Consider the following 16,374-nt stretch of genomic DNA (forward strand, 5'->3'; position numbering starts at 1 on the left):
CGGTGCCGATTCGCCTCGCTCGGCCTCGCCCATCGGCCCCGCTCCGACCCGGCTTCCCCGGATCGCGTTGCCACTTGCCACGGTCGTAACTCCCTGCGTGATGGTGCTCGAAGATGCCCCAGTCTACGTAAGGCCCAACGCGCGTCCAGTGATTGGAGTTACCCGTCCAACTTCATCAGGAGACCGAGTACCACAATGCAGGCGAACCAGAGCAGACCGACCACGACGGTGATCCGGTCCAGGTTGCGCTCGGCGACCGAGGAGCCACCCACGGAGGACTGCATTCCGCCACCGAACATGTCGGAGAGGCCGCCACCCTTCCCCTTGTGCATCAGCACGAGCAGCATCAGCAGCGCGCTGAAGATGATCAGGGCGATCGAGAACCCCATAACCACGGCTGGACCAACTTCCTCGGACTTATACGGACGGGGGCCGGGCACCTGCCCGACCCCCGCAAGGGTACGACGTAACTCCGCTACCGCATACTCACTGGTCGCGGAAGCGAACGATCTTGACGAACTCGTCGGCGTCCAGCGCCGCGCCGCCCACCAGGGCGCCGTCGACGTCCGGCTGCGCCATGATCGCGGCGACGTTCCCGGACTTGACGGAGCCGCCGTACTGGATGCGGACCTTGTCGGCCAGCTCCTGCGAGTACAGCTCCGCGAGACGGCCGCGGATCGCCCCGCAGACCTCCTGGGCGTCCTCGGGGGTGGCGACCTCGCCGGTGCCGATGGCCCACACCGGCTCGTACGCGATCACGATCGTCTCGGCCTGCTCGGCCGGGACGTCCTTCAGACCGCCGTCGAGCTGGGCGAGGGTGTACGCGACCTGCTCGCCGGCCTTGCGGACGTCGAGGCCCTCGCCGACGCAGAGGATCGGGGTCACGCCGTGCTTGAAGGCGGCCTTCACCTTCGCGTTGCAGATCTCGTCGCTCTCCGCGTGGTACTGGCGGCGCTCGGAGTGGCCGACGGCCACGTAGGCGGCCTTCAGCTTGGACAGCATCAGGCCCGAGATCTCGCCGGTGTAGGCACCGGAGTCGTGCGCCGAGATGTCCTGGGCGCCGTACTTGATCTTCAGCTTGTCGCCGTCGACCAGGGTCTGGACGGACCGCAGGTCGGTGAAGGGGACCAGGACCGCGACCTCACAGGCGTCGTAGTCCTTGTCGGTCAGGGCGAAGGCGAGCTTCTGGGCGTGGGCGATGGCCTCGAGGTGGTTGAGGTTCATCTTCCAGTTGCCCGCCATCAGCGGGGTGCGGGTGCTCATAAAGCGGTCAGTCCTCCAGTGCGACGAGGCCGGGGAGCTTCTTGCCCTCGAGGTATTCGAGGGAGGCGCCGCCGCCGGTCGAGATGTGTCCGAATGCCTTCTCGTCGAAGCCCAGGATGCGGACGGCCGCGGCGGAGTCGCCACCGCCGACGACCGTGAAGGCCGGGGAGTCGACGAGCGCCTGGGCGACGGCCCTGGTGCCCTCGGCGTAGTCGGGGTGCTCGAAGACGCCCATCGGACCGTTCCAGAAGACGGTTCCGGCGTCGGCGAGCTTCGAGGCGTAGAGCTTACGGGTCTCCGGACCGATGTCCAGGCCCTCCTGGTCGGCCGGGATGGCGTCCGCGGCGACCGTGGTCGGGTGGGCCGGGGCCTTGGTCTTCAGGTCCGGGAACTCGGACGAGACCAGGACGTCGACGGGGAGGACGAACTCCACCCCGCGCGCGTCGGCCCGCTTCAGGTACTCCTGGACCGCCGGGATCTGGTCCTCCTGGAGGAGGGAGATGCCGACCTCGTGGCCCTGGGCCTTGAGGAAGGTGTACGCCATGCCGCCGCCGATGAGGATGCGGTCGGCCTTCTCCAGGAGGTGGTCGATCACACCGAGCTTGTCGGAGACCTTGGCGCCGCCGAGCGCGACGACGTAGGGGCGCCGGACGTCGTCCGTGAGCTTCTTCAGGACGCCGACCTCGGTGGCGATGAGGTAGCCCGCGGCGTGCGGGAGGCGCGCCGGGAGGTCGAAGACCGAGGCGTGCTTGCGGTGCACGGCACCGAAGCCGTCGCCGACGTACACGTCGGCGAGGGCGGCGAGGGCGTCCGCGAAGGCGCCGCGCTCGGCGTCGTCCTTGGACGTCTCGCCGGCGTTGAACCGCAGGTTCTCGATGACGGCGACGCCGCCGTCGGCGAGGCCGGCCACGGTGGCGGTGGCGGAGTCGCCGACCGTGTCGGTCGCGAAGGCCACGTCGGCGCCGAGCAGCTCGCCCAGGCGGGCCGCGGCCGGCGCGAGGGAGAACGCCGGGTCCGGGGCGCCCTTGGGGCGGCCCAGGTGCGAGGCGACGACGACGCGGGCGCCGGCGTCGGCGAGCGCCTTGACCGTGGGGACGACGGCGCGGATGCGGCCGTCGTCGGTGATGGTGGTGCCGTCGAGCGGCACGTTGAGGTCGGCGCGGACGAACACCCGCTTGCCGGAGACGCCTTCGGCGAGAAGCTCGTCGATCGTCTTCATCTGTCACTGACTCCTTGGTACGCGGTGGAGCACACAAACAGGGCTCGCACAGCGCGGCGTTGCGCTGCCCGAGCCCTGCTCACATCGAAAGCCCGCCCTAGATACTAGAGCTGGCCGCCGACGAAGACGGTGAGGTCGACGAGACGGTTGGAGTAGCCCCACTCGTTGTCGTACCAACCCAGGATCTTCACCGTCTTGCCGTCCTGGACCATGGTCAGGGAGGCGTCGAAGGTGCAGGAGGCCGGGTCACTCACGATGTCCGAGGACACGATCGGGTCCTCGGTGTAGAACAGGTAGCCCTTCAGGTCGCCGTCGTCGGCGGCCTTCTTGAACGCGGCGTTGACCTCGTCCTTGGTGACCTCGCGGTCGAGGGTCACGACCAGGTCCGTGGCGGAGCCGGTGGGGACCGGGACGCGCATGGCGATGCCGTCCAGCTTGCCCTTGAGCTGCGGGAGGACCAGGGCGGTGGCCTTCGCGGCACCCGTCGTGGTCGGGATGATGTTCTCCGCGGCGGCGCGGGCGCGGCGCAGGTCCTTGTGCGGGAAGTCCAGGATGCGCTGGTCGTTGGTGTACGCGTGGACCGTGGTCATCAGGCCCTTGACGATGCCGAAGTTCTCGTCGAGGACCTTCGCCATCGGCGCGACACAGTTGGTGGTGCAGGACGCGTTCGAGATGACGTCGTGCCGAGCGGCGTCGTACTTGTCCTGGTTGACACCCATGACGATGGTGATGTCCTCGTCGGTGGCCGGAGCCGAGATGAGGACCTTCTTGGCGCCGCCGGCGAGGTGCTTCGCGGCGTCGGCCTTCTTCGTGAAGATGCCGGTCGACTCGATGACGATGTCGACGCCCAGCTCGCCCCACGGGATGTCGGCCGGGTCGCGCTCGGAGAGCACCTTGATGGTGTGACCGTCGACGGTGATGGTGTCGGCGGTGTGGGTGACCTCGGCCTTGAGGCGTCCCAGGATGGTGTCGTACTTCAGCAGGTGGGCCGTGGTCGCGGTGTCGCCCAGGTCGTTGACAGCCACGATCTCGATGTCAGCACCCTGCTCAAGGAGCGCGCGGAAGTAGTTCCGGCCGATGCGGCCAAAGCCGTTGATGCCTACGCGGATCGTCACGAACCGATCTCCTCGTTAGGTACGCCGGTGTGCTCGACGCCGGCGAGATTTTTGTTTTTTGGGATGTCCCCGACCGCTTACGACCCTACCCCCCCGGGCGCCGGGCAGTGACATCGAGCGCAGCCGTACGAGCCCGGAAAGTGAGGGAAAATGGCCGACGGCCCGTACCTACCAACGGGTACGGACCGTCATGGGACCTTTGTCCCCACTACTCTGCGTCAGCGGCGGAGCACCGCGAGGGCGCGGCCGACGAGCCGTCCCCGCTCCGCCTCGCCGGGCACGTGCTCCAGGCCGAAGCCGAGGAGGACGGTGTCCCGCGTGGTGACCGCGGCCTGCGAGTGGAAGAGCGCGCCGGAGCGCGTCCAGTCCGAGCCGTTGCCGGGGCTGCCGGCCGGGGCGCCCGGCGTGGACCAGACGCCGAGGGAGGTCTCGAAGCCCTCGGCCTCGCTGGTGGAGACGGTGGTGAACCGGGTGTCGTCGACGAAGGCGCCCGTCTCGCCCGTACCGGGGTCGGAGACGTACGAGATCGACAGCTCGACCCGCTTGCCCGCCCAGGCGCTCAGGTCGACGGCGGCCTGGCGCCAGCCGTTGGACGGGCCGGTGAAGGCGTTCCAGGAGCCGGTGGTCCCGCTCGCCGTGCAGCCGTCCTCGCCGACGGTCAGGTAGTGGGCGAGGAAGGGGTGGTCGCGGACGTAGTAGCCCTCGCCGCAGTCGGCCGGAGGCTCGCTGGAGGTGCCGCCGCCCAGGTCGGGCAGGGTCGTCCAGTCGTCCTGGCCGACGGTGTGGGCCTCGACGACGAGGTTGTCGTAGCCGGGCTCGGTGTCGTAGCTGACCTGGAAGCCGAGGCGCGGCTGCTGCGCGGCCGTCACGGCGGTCAGGTCGACGGTCCGGCTGAGCCGGGCCCAGGTGCCGTCGGTGTGCTTGACCGCGGCGAAGGAGGAGCCCTCGGCGGGCTCGAAGGGCGTGCGGATGCCCGGGTAGTCGCCGGCCGAGGCACTGCTCGCGAACTGCGGGAACTGCTTCGGCTTCAGGGTGTCCGAGGTGACCGTGTACGCGCCCGCGTCGTCCAGCGGGTTGTCGGCGGCGGCGGCCAGACCGGCCGCGGAGCCGGCGAAGGAGCCGCTGCCCGCGAAGGCCGGCGGGTTCTTGAGGCCCGCGCGGTGGTAGGCGCCGAGGTAGTACTGGGCGAAGTCGTTGGACTCGGCCCGGCCGATCTGGGTGAGACCGCCGGACTTCTCACCGGCGTTGATCAGCTTGCCGCCCTCGTTGAGGTAGTCGCGGACGGCGAGCTGGGTGGCCCCCGAGGGCCGCTCGGCGCCGGTGTACCAGACGACGGTGCGGAAGTGGGAGAGGACGCCGAGGGCGTCCGGGGTGCCCTGGGTCGCGACGTCCCAGACGGCGGAACCGCGGCCGTTGGCGGCGAGCGCCTTCACGTACGCGGCGGAGTGCAGGGCCGCGGTCGTCCCGCCCTCGTCGGCCAGGACGAGCACGTCGCCGCGCGGACGCGCGGCCACCCGGTAGGTGAAGGGGGCGGAGGAGGTGGCCCGGCCCTCCCGGGTGCGGGCGGTGAACCAGACCTCGACGGAGTCGCCAGGGCGCGCGCCCTCGACCTCGGCGCGGTACTCGTCGAAGTAGAGGTTGTCCTCGCCGCCGAACGTCTCGCCGCCCTTCCAGGCGTGGAGCCCCTCGCTGTGGGTGCGGCCGCCGTTGATCCGGTACTTCAGGGTCTTGTCGCGCAGGGACCTGCGCGCGGTGACGGCGACCTCCTGCCCTCCGCCGCGGGCGTAGGAGGAGGTGAAGGTCTTCGGGGTGAGGTCGGGGGCTTCGATGCCGACCGGGGAGACGGGCCGGTCCGGATGGGCGGCGGTCTCGGCGACCGCGAGCGCGAAGGGGATGTTCTTGGCGAACTCGGCCTGGATCAGCTTCTCGTCGTCCGGGAAGGTGAACACGGAGGCGCAGTCGGCCGGGTTCCAGGCGTCGTTCGGGTCGACCCGGGAGGCGGTGGCGCAGGTCGACATCTCCGGGGTGAACATCTGCATCCCGTTGACGTTGGCGGCGTGTCCGTCCGCCTCGCCGTTGGTGATGTACAGCTCCGAGGAGACCTGGGGGCGGTAGCCGGGCACGGCCGAGTTCTGCGGGGTGCCGGCGAGGGCCTTCAGGGCCACGTCGTCGGGGGTGTCGGTGGCGACCTGCCAGCCCACGCCGTAGAGGAGGAGCTGGGCGGCGGAGTGGTAGTTGATGCCGTACGCGAAGCCGATGCGCTTCTGGAAGGCGTCCAAGGCCCTGGTCTCGGGCTCCGACATCGCCGTCTTGCCGCGGAAGGTCTCGTCCGCCGGGTCGGGCGACGAACCCTCGTTGTCGTAGCCCCACTTGTAGGCGAAGTTGCGGTTCAGGTCGACGCCGTCGCCGGGGCCGATCCGCCCGTCGCCGTCGTTGTCGCGCAGGTTCTTGCGCCACTGCCGGTTGGCGGGGTCGGCGTGCGTGTAGTCGTAGCCGTCCGGGTTGGCGGAGAGCACGAACCACAGTTCGGTCGAGTCGACGATCCGGGTGATCCGCTCGTCCTTGCCGTAGCCGTCGAGGTAGAGGTGGAGCAGCCGCCGGGTCATCTCGGGGGTGATCCACTCGCGCGCGTGCTGGTTGGACATGTACAGCGTGGCCGGCTTGGAGCCGTCCTTCGCGCGCTGCGCGCCCTTGCTGACCTTGAGCGCGAGGATGTCCTGGCCCTTGAGGGTCTTGCCGAGGGAGACGACCTTGGTGAGGCCGGGGTTGGCCCGGGCGGTGTCCAGGATCTCCTGCTTGAGGCCGTCCGGGCCGCCGTACGGGCGGAAGACGCCGTCCCCGGCGGCCGCGACCCGCTTCTCGGCCTGGGCCGTCAGGCTGTGCTCGGCGAGCTCGACGCCCTGGCCGCGCAGCTGCCCGGCCTGGCGGCCGGTGAGGAAGAGCTCGACCGTGGCGGAGCCCTTCGCGGGCACCTGCTCGGTCAGTTCGTGGGCGTCGGCACCGGCGTCGAGGAGCAGCGGTACCTGCTCCTTGCTCACCGTGGCGCGCCACACGGAGAGGGCGTCACCGCCGTCCCGGTCGTTCGGCTGCGCTCCGGCGACGGGTGCCGCCGCCACTCCCGCGATCAGCAGTGAAGCCGCGGCGAGGATCGATCTCGCTCTGCGTCCCATGAGCCCCCCTTGCTGTTGTCTGCCACGAAGGTGAACAGACGCCAGGCTCATGGGCGCCCATGGGCCTGTCAAGGGTGCCTCGCGGGGTGTACGAAAAAGCTGCCGGTGCCTCAGAAAGGCACCGGCAGCGTGGAGTTCGCGATTCCGTCCGGACGGGGGTCCGGTCAGCCGACCAGGGTGTCGTCGAGCTCCTCGGTGAGGTTGGACTCGGTCCCGGGAATCCCCAGGTCCTGCGCCCGCTTGTCGGCCATCGCGAGCAGCCGGCGGATCCGGCCGGCCACCGCGTCCTTGGTCAGCGGCGGGTCGGCGAGCGCGCCGAGCTCCTCCAGCGATGCCTGCTTGTGCTCCATGCGGAGCCGGCCGGCCGCGGCCAGGTGTTCGGGCACCTCCTCGGCGAGGATCTCCAGCGCGCGCTGCACCCGGGCCCCGGCGGCGACCGCCGCGCGGGCCGAGCGGCGCAGGTTGGCGTCGTCGAAGTTGGCCAGGCGGTTGGCGGTGGCGCGGACCTCGCGCCGCATCCGCCGCTCCTCCCAGGCGAGCACCGACTCGTGCGCGCCGAGCCGGGTCAGCAGGGCGCCGATCGCGTCGCCGTCGCGGACGACGACCCGGTCCACCCCCCGCACCTCGCGGGCCTTGGCCGCGATGGAGAGCCGGCGGGCCGCCCCGACCAGGGCGAGGGCCGCCTCCGGCCCCGGGCAGGTGACCTCCAGGGAGGAGGACCGGCCGGGCTCCGTCAGCGAGCCGTGGGCGAGGAAGGCGCCGCGCCAGGCCGCCTCCGCGTCACAGGTCGCGCCGGAGACCACCTGCGGCGGCAGGCCCCGGATGGGACGGCCCCGGCCGTCCACCAGACCCGTCTGGCGGGCCAGCTGGTCGCCGCCGGCCACCACGCGCACCACGAAGCGCGAGCCGCGCCGCAGTCCGCCGGGGGCCATCACGATCAGCTCGGAGCTGTGTCCGAAGATCTCCAGGATGTCCCGCTTGAGGCGGCGGGCCGCCATCGCCGTGTCCAGCTCCGCCTCGATCACGATGCGGCCGCTCACCAGGTGCAGCCCGCCCGCGAACCGCAGGATCGACGAGACCTCTGCCTTCCTGCAGCAGGTCCGGGTGACGGGGAGCCGGGAGATCTCGTCCTTCACCGCTGCCGTCATCGCCATGGGCCGATCCTTCCATGCATCCGAAAAATACGGTCGTACGCGGCGGCCAACAGCTCCGGGTCATGCTTCGCGGAGCCGTCGGGCCCGGCCACCGGCGCCAGCTCGACCGCGGCGCCGAGCCGCTTGGCGGCGTCGGCGAGGGACTCGCGGTCGGGCACGGCCGCCTCGTCGGCGAGCACCACGTCCAGGGCGAGTTTAGGGGCGTGTCGTCCCAAAACCTCCAAATGACGCTGCGGGGAGAAGCCCTCTGTTTCTCCGGGCTGCGGCGCGAGGTTCAGCGAGAGGACCTTCCGGGCCTTCGTCTCGGCCAGGGCGTCGAGGAGTTCGGGGACGAGGAGGTGCGGGATCACCGAGGAGAACCAGGAACCCGGGCCCAGGACCACCCAGTCCGCGTCGAGCACCGCGGCGACCGCCTCGGGCACGGCCGGCGGGTCGTTCGGCACGAGGTGCACCGACTGCACCTCGCCCGGGGTGAGCGCCACGGTCGCCTGCCCGGCGACGGTGTCCACGTCGTCGGGCCGCTCCGGGTCGTGCCCCTTGACCAGGGCCTGGAGCTCCAGCGGCACGGCGGACATGGGCAGCACCCGGCCCTGGGCGCCGAGCAGCCTCCCCACCAGGTCCAGGGCTTGCACGGGGTCGCCGAGCTGCTCCCAGAGGGCGACGATCAGCAGGTTGCCGACGGCGTGGCCGTTGATCTCGCCCTTCGACTGGAAGCGGTGCTGGATGACCCGGGCCCAGGTCTGGCCCCAGTCGTCGTCCCCGCAGAGCGCGGCGAGCGCCTTGCGGAGATCGCCCGGGGGCAGCACGCCGAGCTCCTCGCGGAGCCGGCCGCTGGAGCCCCCGTCGTCGGCGACGGTGACGACGGCGGTCAGGTCGCCGGTGATCCGGCGGAGCGAGGCGAGGGAGGCCGAGAGGCCCATGCCGCCGCCCAGCGCGACGACCTTGGGCTGGGCACCGCGCCTGCGGAGCGTGCGCCGCACCGTGAGGGTGGAGGCACGCCGGCGGTACGGCTTCACTCGCGCCCCATGTCCCGGTGGACGACGACGGTCTCGACGCCTTCGGCGGCGAGACGGGCGGCGAGGCGCTCGGCGGTGGCCACGGAGCGGTGCTTGCCGCCCGTGCAGCCCACGGCGACCGTGACGTACCGCTTGCCCTCGCGGCGGTACCCGGCGGCGATCAGCTGGAGCAGCTCCGTGTAGCGGTCCAGGAACTCCTTGGCGCCGGGCTGGTTGTAGACGTAGTTCGACACCTCCTCGTTGAGGCCGGTGAAGGGACGCAGCTCGGGAACCCAGTGGGGGTTCGGCAGGAAGCGCATGTCGACGACGAGGTCGGCGTCCACGGGCAGTCCGTACTTGAAGCCGAAGGACATGACGGTGGCCCGCAGCTCGGGCTCCTCGTCGCCGGCGAACTGGGCGTCCATCTTGGCCCGCAGCTCGTGGACGTTGAGACTGGAGGTGTCGATCACCAGGTCGGCGTCGCCGCGCAGCTCGCGCAGGAGGTCGCGCTCGGCGGCGATGCCGTCGGTGATGCGGCCGTCGCCCTGGAGCGGGTGCGGCCGGCGGACCGACTCGAAGCGCCGGACGAGGGCCTCGTCGGACGACTCCAGGAAGACGATCCGGCGGGTGACCTGCTTGGCGTCGAGGTCGGCGAGGGACTCCCTGAGGTTGTCGAAGAACTGCCGGCCGCGGACGTCCACGACGACGGCGATCCGGGCGACGTTGCCCTGGGAGCGGGCGCCGAGCTCCACCATGGTGGGGATCAGCGCGGGCGGCAGGTTGTCCACGACGAACCAGCCGAGGTCCTCCAGGCACTTCGCCGCGGTGGACCGGCCGGCCCCGGACATGCCGGAGATGATCACCAGCTCGGGAATGGCCGCCTCGGCGCCGCTGTCGCCGGGGGTCTCCTTCGTGCCCGTACTCACGTGTCCTGCTCCGTCTTCTCGGTCGTGCCGGCCTTGCTCTTCGTTCGGGTCCTGCTCGTGCGCGGTCATGCCGTGCCGCCCCCGTCGTCTTCCATGATCTCTCCTGTCGCCGTGTTCACGGCGGGCGCGGCCGGAGCCGCCGCCGCGAGGGCCACGACGACCGCCTCCGCGGTCTTCCGGCCCATGCCGGGAACCTCGCAGATCTGCTCGATTGTCGCCTGCCGGAGCCGCTTCACCGAGCCGAAATGCTTGATCAACGCCTGTTTCCGGGTTTCGCCGAGTCCGGCGACGGCGTCGAGGGGGCTGGTACGGATGCGTTTCGTGCGCTTGGAGCGCTGATAGCGGATGGCGAAGTCGTGAGCAGTGTCACGCACCCGCTGGAGGAGGTAGAGGCCCTCGCTGGAGCGCGGCAGGACCACCGGGTCGTCCTCGCCGGGCAGCCACACCTCCTCCAGCCGCTTGGCGAGCCCGCAGACCGCGATGTCGTCGATGCCCAGCTCGTCCAGGGCCCGGCGGGCCGCGGCGACCTGCGGCTGCCCGCCGTCGACCACGACGAGCTGCGGCGGGTACGCGAAGCGCTTGGGCCGGCCGTCGTCCTGCGGGTCCTCCGCCGGGACCTCCCCGTCGGTGGCGCCCCACTCCCCCGTCCGGTCCTTCTCGGCGAGGTAGCGCTTGAAGCGGCGGCCGATCACCTCGTGCATGGAGCGGACGTCGTCCTGCCCCTCGAAGCCCTTGATCTGGAAGCGGCGGTACTCGCTCTTGCGGGGCAGACCGTCCTCGAAGACGACCATCGACGCCACGACGTCCTCGCCCTGGAGGTGCGAGATGTCGAAGCACTCGATGCGCAGCGGCGCCGAGTCCAGGTCCAGCGCCTCGGCGATCTCCTCCAGCGCCCGGGAGCGCGTGGTCAGGTCGCTGGCCCGCTTGGTCTTGTGCAGGACGAGCGCCTGCTGGGCGTTGCGCGCGACCGTCTCCATCAGGTCCTTCTTGTCGCCGCGCTGCGGGACGCGCAGCGAGACGTTGGACCCGCGGCGGCCGGTCAGCCAGGCGGTGACCGCCCCGGTGTCCTCCGGCAGCGCCGGGACCAGGACCTCCTTGGGGACCGTCTCGCCGGTCTCCTCGCCGTACAGCTGCTGGAGCGCGTGCTCGACGAGCCCCGCCGTGTCCACCGCCTCGACCTTGTCGGTCACCCAGCCCCGCTGGCCGCGCACGCGCCCGCCGCGGACGTGGAAGATCTGGACGGCGGCCTCCAGCTCGTCCTCGGCGAGGGCGATCAGGTCGGCGTCGGTGGCGTCGCCGAGGACGACGGCGCTCTTCTCCATCGCCCGCCGCAGCGCCTCTATGTCGTCCCGCAGCCGGGCCGCCTTCTCGTACTCCATGTCCTCGGCCGCGATCGTCATCTGCTTCTCGAGCCGCCGCAGGTACGTGCCCGTCCGGCCCGCCATGAAGTCGCAGAACTCCTCGGCCAGTTCGCGGTGCTCCTCGGGCGAGACCCGGCCGACGCACGGCGCCGAGCACTTGCCGATGTAGCCGAGGAGACAGGGCCGGCCGGCCGACGCCGCGTTTCGGAAGACACCCGCCGAGCAGGTGCGGACCGGGAAGACCCGCAGCATCAGGTCGACGGTCTCGCGGATCGCCCACGCGTGCGCGTACGGCCCGAAGTACCGCACGCCCTTCTTCTTGTGGCCGCGCATCACCTGGACCCGCGGGAACTCCTCGTCGAGGGTCACCGCCAGGTACGGATAGCTCTTGTCGTCCCGGTACTTGACGTTGAACCGGGGATCGAACTCCTTGATCCAGGTGTACTCCAGCTGCAGCGCCTCGACCTCCGTCGAGACCACCGTCCACTCCACCGACGCGGCCGTCGTGACCATCGTCGCCGTGCGCGGGTGCAGGCTCGTCAGCGGCTGGAAGTAGTTCGCCAGCCGCTGCCGCAGCGACTTCGCCTTGCCGACGTAGATCACCCGGCGGTGCTCGTCGCGGAACTTGTAGACCCCCGGGGAGTCGGGGATCTGACCCGGCTTGGGGCGGTAGCTCGAGGGGTCTGCCATGGTCCCCACCCTACTGGCGCACACCGACACTCCGGCCGCCCGCGCTCGTTGGCCGGGCATGGCGAATCATGAGGCGGAAACGGCCCCGGGACGGCTCGCGGACCGGGTGTGCGTGATCACGGGCGCGGCGAGCGGCATCGGGCGGGCGACGACGAAACGGTTCCTCCGCGAAGGGGCCCGCGTGGTGGCCGCCGACCGCGACGCCGACCGCCTCGCGACCCTGACGGGCGTCGTCCCGGTGACCGGCGACGTCTCCCGCGCGGACGACGCCCGGCGCATGATCGGCACCGCCGTCGACCGCTTCGGCCGGATCGACGTCCTCGTCGCCAACGCCGGCGTCATCCCGCTGCTCTCCGTGACCGAGGCCGAGGCGTCCGACTTCGACGAGGTCATGGCCGTCGACGGCCGTGGCATGTTCCTGACCTGCAAATACGCGATCGAGGCCATGCTCGTCTCGGGCGGCGGCGCCATCGTCTGCACCTCCTCCGTCTCCGGCGTCGCAGGCCAGGCCCGGCAGGCCGTCTACGGCCCCGCCAAGTTCGTCGCCTCCGGCCTGACCAAACACCTCGCCGTCGAATGGGCGCAGCACGGGATCCGGGTCAACGCCGTCGCCCCCGGCACCATCGAGACCGAACGCGTCGCCGCCGCCCGCCACGAGCCCGGCGGGCCCGAGTACCTCGCCGGGGCCCTCCGCGGGCACCCCATGGCGCGGTTCGGCACGCCCGACGAGGTCGCCTCCGCGATTCTCTTCCTCGCCTCCGACGACGCCTCCTTCGTCACCGGCGCCGTCCTCCCCGTCGACGGCGGCTACCTCGCCCACTGACCCGCCCGCGCGGCCCGAGCCGGGGGCCGGAACCTGCCCCGCCCCCCGTGTGACCCGCCCCGGAGCCGGGGCGCCCGGCTGAGGCTGGCCGCACCCCCGGTGTGGGCAATCGTCCCGCTGGGGCGATGGGGGTCCCCCCTGCTCGAGCGAAGCCGAGAGCTTGGGGGAGGGTGGGCACACGGGACGGCGCCCTTGGCGGCGCCTCCGCCCCTTGTGCCTGGACCCGCACCAGCTGTGCGCCGCACAACGGGGTGCGGGCCCAGGCGCGGAAGCCTAGGCCCGGCAGGGGGCGCCGTTCCGTTGAGCCCACCCGTTCCGCCCCAGCGGAACGAATGCCCACAACGAAGGTGGCACCGGCCCGTCCCAGGGGCGGGCACCGCCCCCGCGGAACAGTTGCCCACGACGGGGGCACGTCGGCGCCGGTCCCGTGGGGCGGCGGTGAGGGGGCAGAAGGAGGCCCGCCACGGTGGCCGGTGGGGGCGGCGCCGTGGCGGGCGGTCGGTCAGGCCGGGTGGGAGCCCCGGCGGCGGCGTATCGCGACGGCGGCGCCGAGGGCGACGGCGACGACGGCACCCGCGCCCGCCGCGGTGACGGCGGAGGAGGAGGACTCCGGCACGGACGGGGCGGACGGCGCGGAGCCGTACCCGCCCGCGGCGCCCTTCCTCGCGTAGGCGGAGCCGGGCAGTTTGTCGGCGTACGCGCGCGTGACCCGGTCGCGGTAGGCGGAGAGGGTCGTGCCGCCGCGGCCGACGGCACGTACCGCGTCCTCGTCGAGCGGCAGCACCCTGGCGCCCTTCTGGACGTACCAGGCGTCGATCTGGGGCTCGCGGAAGACGAGGCCGCCGGGGAGGAGACGGGCGCCCTGTTCCGCGTAGCGGATCTCGTCGTCGCCGGTGGCGATGTTGACCACCTGCCAGCCGTCCGGCTGCCGGACGGTCCAGAGGGAGGCCGTCTGCCCGTCGGCGGCGACGGCACGGCTGGCGCGGAACTCTACGCGGGCGACGGGCGCGCCGGGCTTTCCGGCGACGAAGTCCGGGGAGAGGAGGCTGACGGGGACGGACCCGCCGTCGACGCGCGGGGCGGCGGCGGAGCGGGCGAGGGCGCCGTCGCGGGCGAAGAACCGGGCCAGGGTGTCCAGGGTCCCCGGCGCGGAGGCGGCCTGTTCCGCGGTGGGCGCGGGCGGCGGGCCCCCGGCGGCGGTGGCCGGGGCGGCTCCGAGGGCGAGGAGGGCGGCGGTGAGGAGGCCGGCGGCCGTGACGCGTGCGTTCATCGTGGTCACGCTCCGATCCGGTAGAGCGAGTGGGTCCAGGAGAACGAGCCGTTGTCGACGTACCAGGCGTGCGAGGCCCAGTTGTACCGGTCGCTGGAGGGCCAGGGGTCGCCCCAGTAGACCCAGCTGCCGGAGTCGTCGTAGCCGTACAGGACGTGCATGTGGCCGCCTCCGCTCGACCACTGGATCCGGGTCTCGACGGGCCGGTCGGCGTTGATCTCCGTCTGGACGGTGGAGTAGCGGAGCCAGCCGTCGACGTACGAGCCGGGGCGTACGCCGGCCCAGCTCAGGCCGGTCTGGACGTTGGCGAGCGTGGCCTGCCAGTTGGGGCAGTCGTAGCCCTGCTGGCGGTTGAAGGCGGCGTTGCAGAACTGGTTCTGGCTGTAGTTCCGGCCGAACCAGGTGGCGATGGTGTTGCCGCTCGCGGCCCAGCACCAGTTGGTCTTCTGCTGCGCCTGCATGGTGATGTTCAGGCGCTTGGAGGCGAGGGCGGACGCGCCCTCGCCGGCGGAGGCGGAGGTGACGGGGGCCGAGGTGACGGGGGCCGAGGTGGCGGGGGCGGCGGAGGCCGAGGTGGCGGGGACGAGGAAGAGGGCGGCTGCGGCGAGAGCCGCGAGGGACAGTCTTCTGCTGCGCATCGCGTTCCTCCCAGGGCGGGGGGTGGGGATGTGGGGGTGGAGGAGCGCGTCCGGACGCTGGTCAGGAGCATCTTCCGTTGTCCTGATCCGGTCAACACGCTTCAATGCGGGGTGACATCGGACTGTGAACGGTGTGACCCGGGTGTGAACGGACGCCCTCGGCCCACCTGCCCGCCCACCCCACGCGGCGCGACGGTCCCCGCTCCCGTCGTGAACGTTCACTGAGGAGTCCTCGTGAGCCACACCGAGGCCGATCTGGCGCAGCTGCTGCACACCGGTCCCTTCCATCTGGCGCTGCGCACGGCGCTCGCGGTGCGCGGACTGCCGCTCCAGCGGGTCCAGCACCATCTCGCGCACCGGGGCGTCCGGGTCGGGGTGACGAGTCTGAGCTACTGGCAGCAGGGGGCCCGCCGCCCGCAGCGGCCGGAGTCCCTCAGGGCCGTCCGGGTCCTGGAGGAGGTGCTCCAGCTGCCGGGGAACTCGCTGCTGCGGCTCCTGTCGGGGGACGCGGCGGGCCGGTCCGACGTGGAGCGGCCGGCGGCCCGCTCGTACCGCTCGCTCGTGGAGGCGTCGGGCTCGGTCGAGGAGCTGCTCGCGGAGCTGGAGTGCCCGGTGGACGGCGGGCTGCACACGGTGGGCCACCACGAGCGGGTGCGGATCGGGGCGGCGCGCGAACTGGTGGGGCGCGAGTCGCAGCACGTGGTGCGGGCGCACCGGGACGGCGTCGACCGCTATCTCGCGATCCACCACGGGGACCCGGGCTGCGATCCGTCCCGGGTGACGGTGCGCGCGGTGGAGAACTGCCGGACGGGGCGGGTGCGGTGGCACGGCGGGACCGGTGTGCTGGTGGTGGAACTGCTCTTCGACGCGCGGCTGCGGGCCGGGGACACGCACCTGTTCTCGTACGGCTTCGAGGACGGTACGGCGGGGCCGAGCGGGGAGTACGTGCGCGGGTTCAGCTTCGCCGGCGGGCAGTACGCGCTCCAGGTCCGCTTCGACGAGGCGGCGCTGCCGGTGCGCTGCCGGCGGTTCGCGCAGGCTTCGGCGGGGGCTCCGCGCGGGGGCCGTGCGGAGCTGACCCTGAGCGGCCGGCACCGCACGGTGCACCTCGTGGAGCAGGGTGTGCGTCCGGGGATCCTGGGGATCGACTGGGACTGGGAGTAGCGCCGCCGGGAGGTCGCTCCCGGGCCGCCGCCGCGCGGGGTCCCCGGTGCCGGGGCCTCAGGCGGCCGGGGCGGTGCCCGCCGTCTCGGGGCCGGCGACCAGGGTGCCGTTCTCGACGCGGACGGGGACCTCGGGGAGCGGGACGGTGGCGGGGCCTCGGAGGGCCTTGCCCGTGGTGACGTCGAAGCGGCTGCCGTGGCAGGGGCAGTTGCCCTCGTTGTCCTCGACCTTGTCGAGGACGCAGCCGGCGTGGGTGCACTGGGCGCTGAACGCCTTGTACTGGCCCTTGGCGGGGCAGCTCACCACGAGCCGCTGCTCGCGGTAGAGCTTGGAGCCGCCGACCGGGATCGCGTCCGGGGCGCCGAGCGGGACCGGGGCGGTCGGGGTCGGGACCTGGGCGTGGCCCAGCTTGGAGTCGGTGGAGCAGGCGGCGACTCCCAGCCCGGCGGCACCGGCGAGGGCGGCGCCTTTCAGGACGGTGCGGCGGCTGGACTGGCCGGACATGAGCGCTCCACGGTGAGGTCGGGGACAAGACGCCCCAGGGGGGACCGAACCGACGATACCGGCGGGGTCCGGCGGGCCTTCT

The 16,374-nt window shown here is 72.1% G+C and carries 14 protein-coding genes and 1 pseudogene; 2 read left to right on the top strand and 13 right to left on the bottom strand.

Features of this window, described 5'->3' with window-relative positions:
• From ACZ60W_RS20095 to uvrC, 10 genes and pseudogenes are all read right to left on the bottom strand, one after another.
• Positions 1–81: pseudogene (locus ACZ60W_RS20095) on the bottom strand (RNA polymerase-binding protein RbpA); the annotation flags it as partial.
• A gap of 77 nt (positions 82–158) precedes the next feature.
• Positions 159–389 carry a preprotein translocase subunit SecG gene (secG, locus tag ACZ60W_RS20100; protein ID WP_376480544.1) on the bottom strand — a complete coding sequence of 77 codons (231 nt, stop codon included), beginning with the start codon at positions 387–389 and terminating at the stop codon, positions 159–161.
• A gap of 97 nt (positions 390–486) precedes the next feature.
• Positions 487–1,263 carry a triose-phosphate isomerase gene (gene tpiA, locus ACZ60W_RS20105; RefSeq protein ID WP_469756676.1) on the bottom strand — a complete coding sequence of 259 codons (777 nt, stop codon included), beginning with the start codon at positions 1,261–1,263 and terminating at the stop codon, positions 487–489.
• A gap of 7 nt (positions 1,264–1,270) precedes the next feature.
• Positions 1,271–2,482 (bottom strand): phosphoglycerate kinase, encoded by a 1,212-nt coding sequence (locus ACZ60W_RS20110; protein WP_469756677.1) that lies wholly within the window; start codon positions 2,480–2,482, stop codon positions 1,271–1,273.
• Positions 2,483–2,586: 104 nt separating this feature from the next.
• On the bottom strand, positions 2,587–3,597 hold the full coding sequence (gene gap, locus ACZ60W_RS20115; RefSeq protein WP_469756678.1) for a type I glyceraldehyde-3-phosphate dehydrogenase: 1,011 nt from the start codon (positions 3,595–3,597) through the stop codon (positions 2,587–2,589).
• Positions 3,598–3,815: 218 nt separating this feature from the next.
• Positions 3,816–6,767 (bottom strand): M14 family metallopeptidase, encoded by a 2,952-nt coding sequence (locus ACZ60W_RS20120; RefSeq protein WP_469756679.1) that lies wholly within the window; start codon positions 6,765–6,767, stop codon positions 3,816–3,818.
• A gap of 164 nt (positions 6,768–6,931) precedes the next feature.
• Positions 6,932–7,921, bottom strand: a complete 990-nt coding sequence (whiA, locus tag ACZ60W_RS20125; protein WP_469756680.1) for a DNA-binding protein WhiA — start codon at positions 7,919–7,921, stop codon at positions 6,932–6,934.
• Positions 7,912–8,937: a gluconeogenesis factor YvcK family protein gene (locus ACZ60W_RS20130; protein WP_469756681.1), complete on the bottom strand. Its 1,026-nt coding sequence runs from the start codon at positions 8,935–8,937 to the stop codon at positions 7,912–7,914. The genes whiA and ACZ60W_RS20130 overlap by 10 nt, the downstream gene beginning before the upstream one ends.
• Positions 8,934–9,911 carry an RNase adapter RapZ gene (rapZ, locus tag ACZ60W_RS20135; protein ID WP_469756682.1) on the bottom strand — a complete coding sequence of 326 codons (978 nt, stop codon included), beginning with the start codon at positions 9,909–9,911 and terminating at the stop codon, positions 8,934–8,936. The genes ACZ60W_RS20130 and rapZ overlap by 4 nt, the downstream gene beginning before the upstream one ends.
• Complete coding sequence (uvrC, locus tag ACZ60W_RS20140; protein ID WP_469756683.1) at positions 9,908–11,893, bottom strand: excinuclease ABC subunit UvrC; 1,986 nt, start codon at positions 11,891–11,893, stop codon at positions 9,908–9,910. The genes rapZ and uvrC overlap by 4 nt, the downstream gene beginning before the upstream one ends.
• 58 nt (positions 11,894–11,951) lie before the next feature.
• Between uvrC and ACZ60W_RS20145 the strand changes: the two genes are divergently transcribed.
• A complete protein-coding gene (locus ACZ60W_RS20145; protein ID WP_469756684.1) occupies positions 11,952–12,716 on the top strand; it encodes an SDR family NAD(P)-dependent oxidoreductase in 765 nt (254 codons plus the stop codon).
• 502 nt (positions 12,717–13,218) lie between these two features.
• Here ACZ60W_RS20145 and ACZ60W_RS20150 read toward each other — a convergent pair.
• Positions 13,219–13,986 carry a hypothetical protein gene (locus tag ACZ60W_RS20150; RefSeq protein WP_469756685.1) on the bottom strand — a complete coding sequence of 256 codons (768 nt, stop codon included), beginning with the start codon at positions 13,984–13,986 and terminating at the stop codon, positions 13,219–13,221.
• Positions 13,987–13,991: 5 nt separating this feature from the next.
• Positions 13,992–14,624 (bottom strand): papain-like cysteine protease family protein, encoded by a 633-nt coding sequence (locus ACZ60W_RS20155; protein ID WP_469756686.1) that lies wholly within the window; start codon positions 14,622–14,624, stop codon positions 13,992–13,994.
• 234 nt (positions 14,625–14,858) lie between these two features.
• Between ACZ60W_RS20155 and ACZ60W_RS20160 the strand changes: the two genes are divergently transcribed.
• Positions 14,859–15,788 (top strand): hypothetical protein, encoded by a 930-nt coding sequence (locus ACZ60W_RS20160; protein ID WP_469756687.1) that lies wholly within the window; start codon positions 14,859–14,861, stop codon positions 15,786–15,788.
• 57 nt (positions 15,789–15,845) lie between these two features.
• Here ACZ60W_RS20160 and ACZ60W_RS20165 read toward each other — a convergent pair whose 3' ends face one another.
• On the bottom strand, positions 15,846–16,292 hold the full coding sequence (locus tag ACZ60W_RS20165; protein WP_469756688.1) for a Rieske (2Fe-2S) protein: 447 nt from the start codon (positions 16,290–16,292) through the stop codon (positions 15,846–15,848).
• Positions 16,293–16,374: the final 82 nt, after the last annotated feature.

The organism is Streptomyces sp. NPDC104202 (assembly GCF_055584185.1).

Bases quoted from the DNA above. Each gene is read 5' to 3' on its own strand.
- ACZ60W_RS20120 (WP_469756679.1), bottom strand. From the start codon at position 6,767: ATGGGACGCAGAGCGAGATCGATCCTCGCCGCGGCTTCACTGCTGATC.
- rapZ (WP_469756682.1), bottom strand. From the start codon at position 9,911: ATGACCGCGCACGAGCAGGACCCGAACGAAGAGCAAGGCCGGCACGAC.
- ACZ60W_RS20150 (WP_469756685.1), bottom strand. From the start codon at position 13,986: ATGAACGCACGCGTCACGGCCGCCGGCCTCCTCACCGCCGCCCTCCTC.
- whiA (WP_469756680.1), bottom strand. From the start codon at position 7,921: ATGGCGATGACGGCAGCGGTGAAGGACGAGATCTCCCGGCTCCCCGTC.
- secG (WP_376480544.1), bottom strand. From the start codon at position 389: ATGGGGTTCTCGATCGCCCTGATCATCTTCAGCGCGCTGCTGATGCTG.
- ACZ60W_RS20110 (WP_469756677.1), bottom strand. From the start codon at position 2,482: ATGAAGACGATCGACGAGCTTCTCGCCGAAGGCGTCTCCGGCAAGCGG.
- ACZ60W_RS20145 (WP_469756684.1), top strand. From the start codon at position 11,952: ATGGCGAATCATGAGGCGGAAACGGCCCCGGGACGGCTCGCGGACCGG.
- ACZ60W_RS20155 (WP_469756686.1), bottom strand. From the start codon at position 14,624: ATGCGCAGCAGAAGACTGTCCCTCGCGGCTCTCGCCGCAGCCGCCCTC.
- ACZ60W_RS20165 (WP_469756688.1), bottom strand. From the start codon at position 16,292: ATGTCCGGCCAGTCCAGCCGCCGCACCGTCCTGAAAGGCGCCGCCCTC.
- uvrC (WP_469756683.1), bottom strand. From the start codon at position 11,893: ATGGCAGACCCCTCGAGCTACCGCCCCAAGCCGGGTCAGATCCCCGAC.
- tpiA (WP_469756676.1), bottom strand. From the start codon at position 1,263: ATGAGCACCCGCACCCCGCTGATGGCGGGCAACTGGAAGATGAACCTC.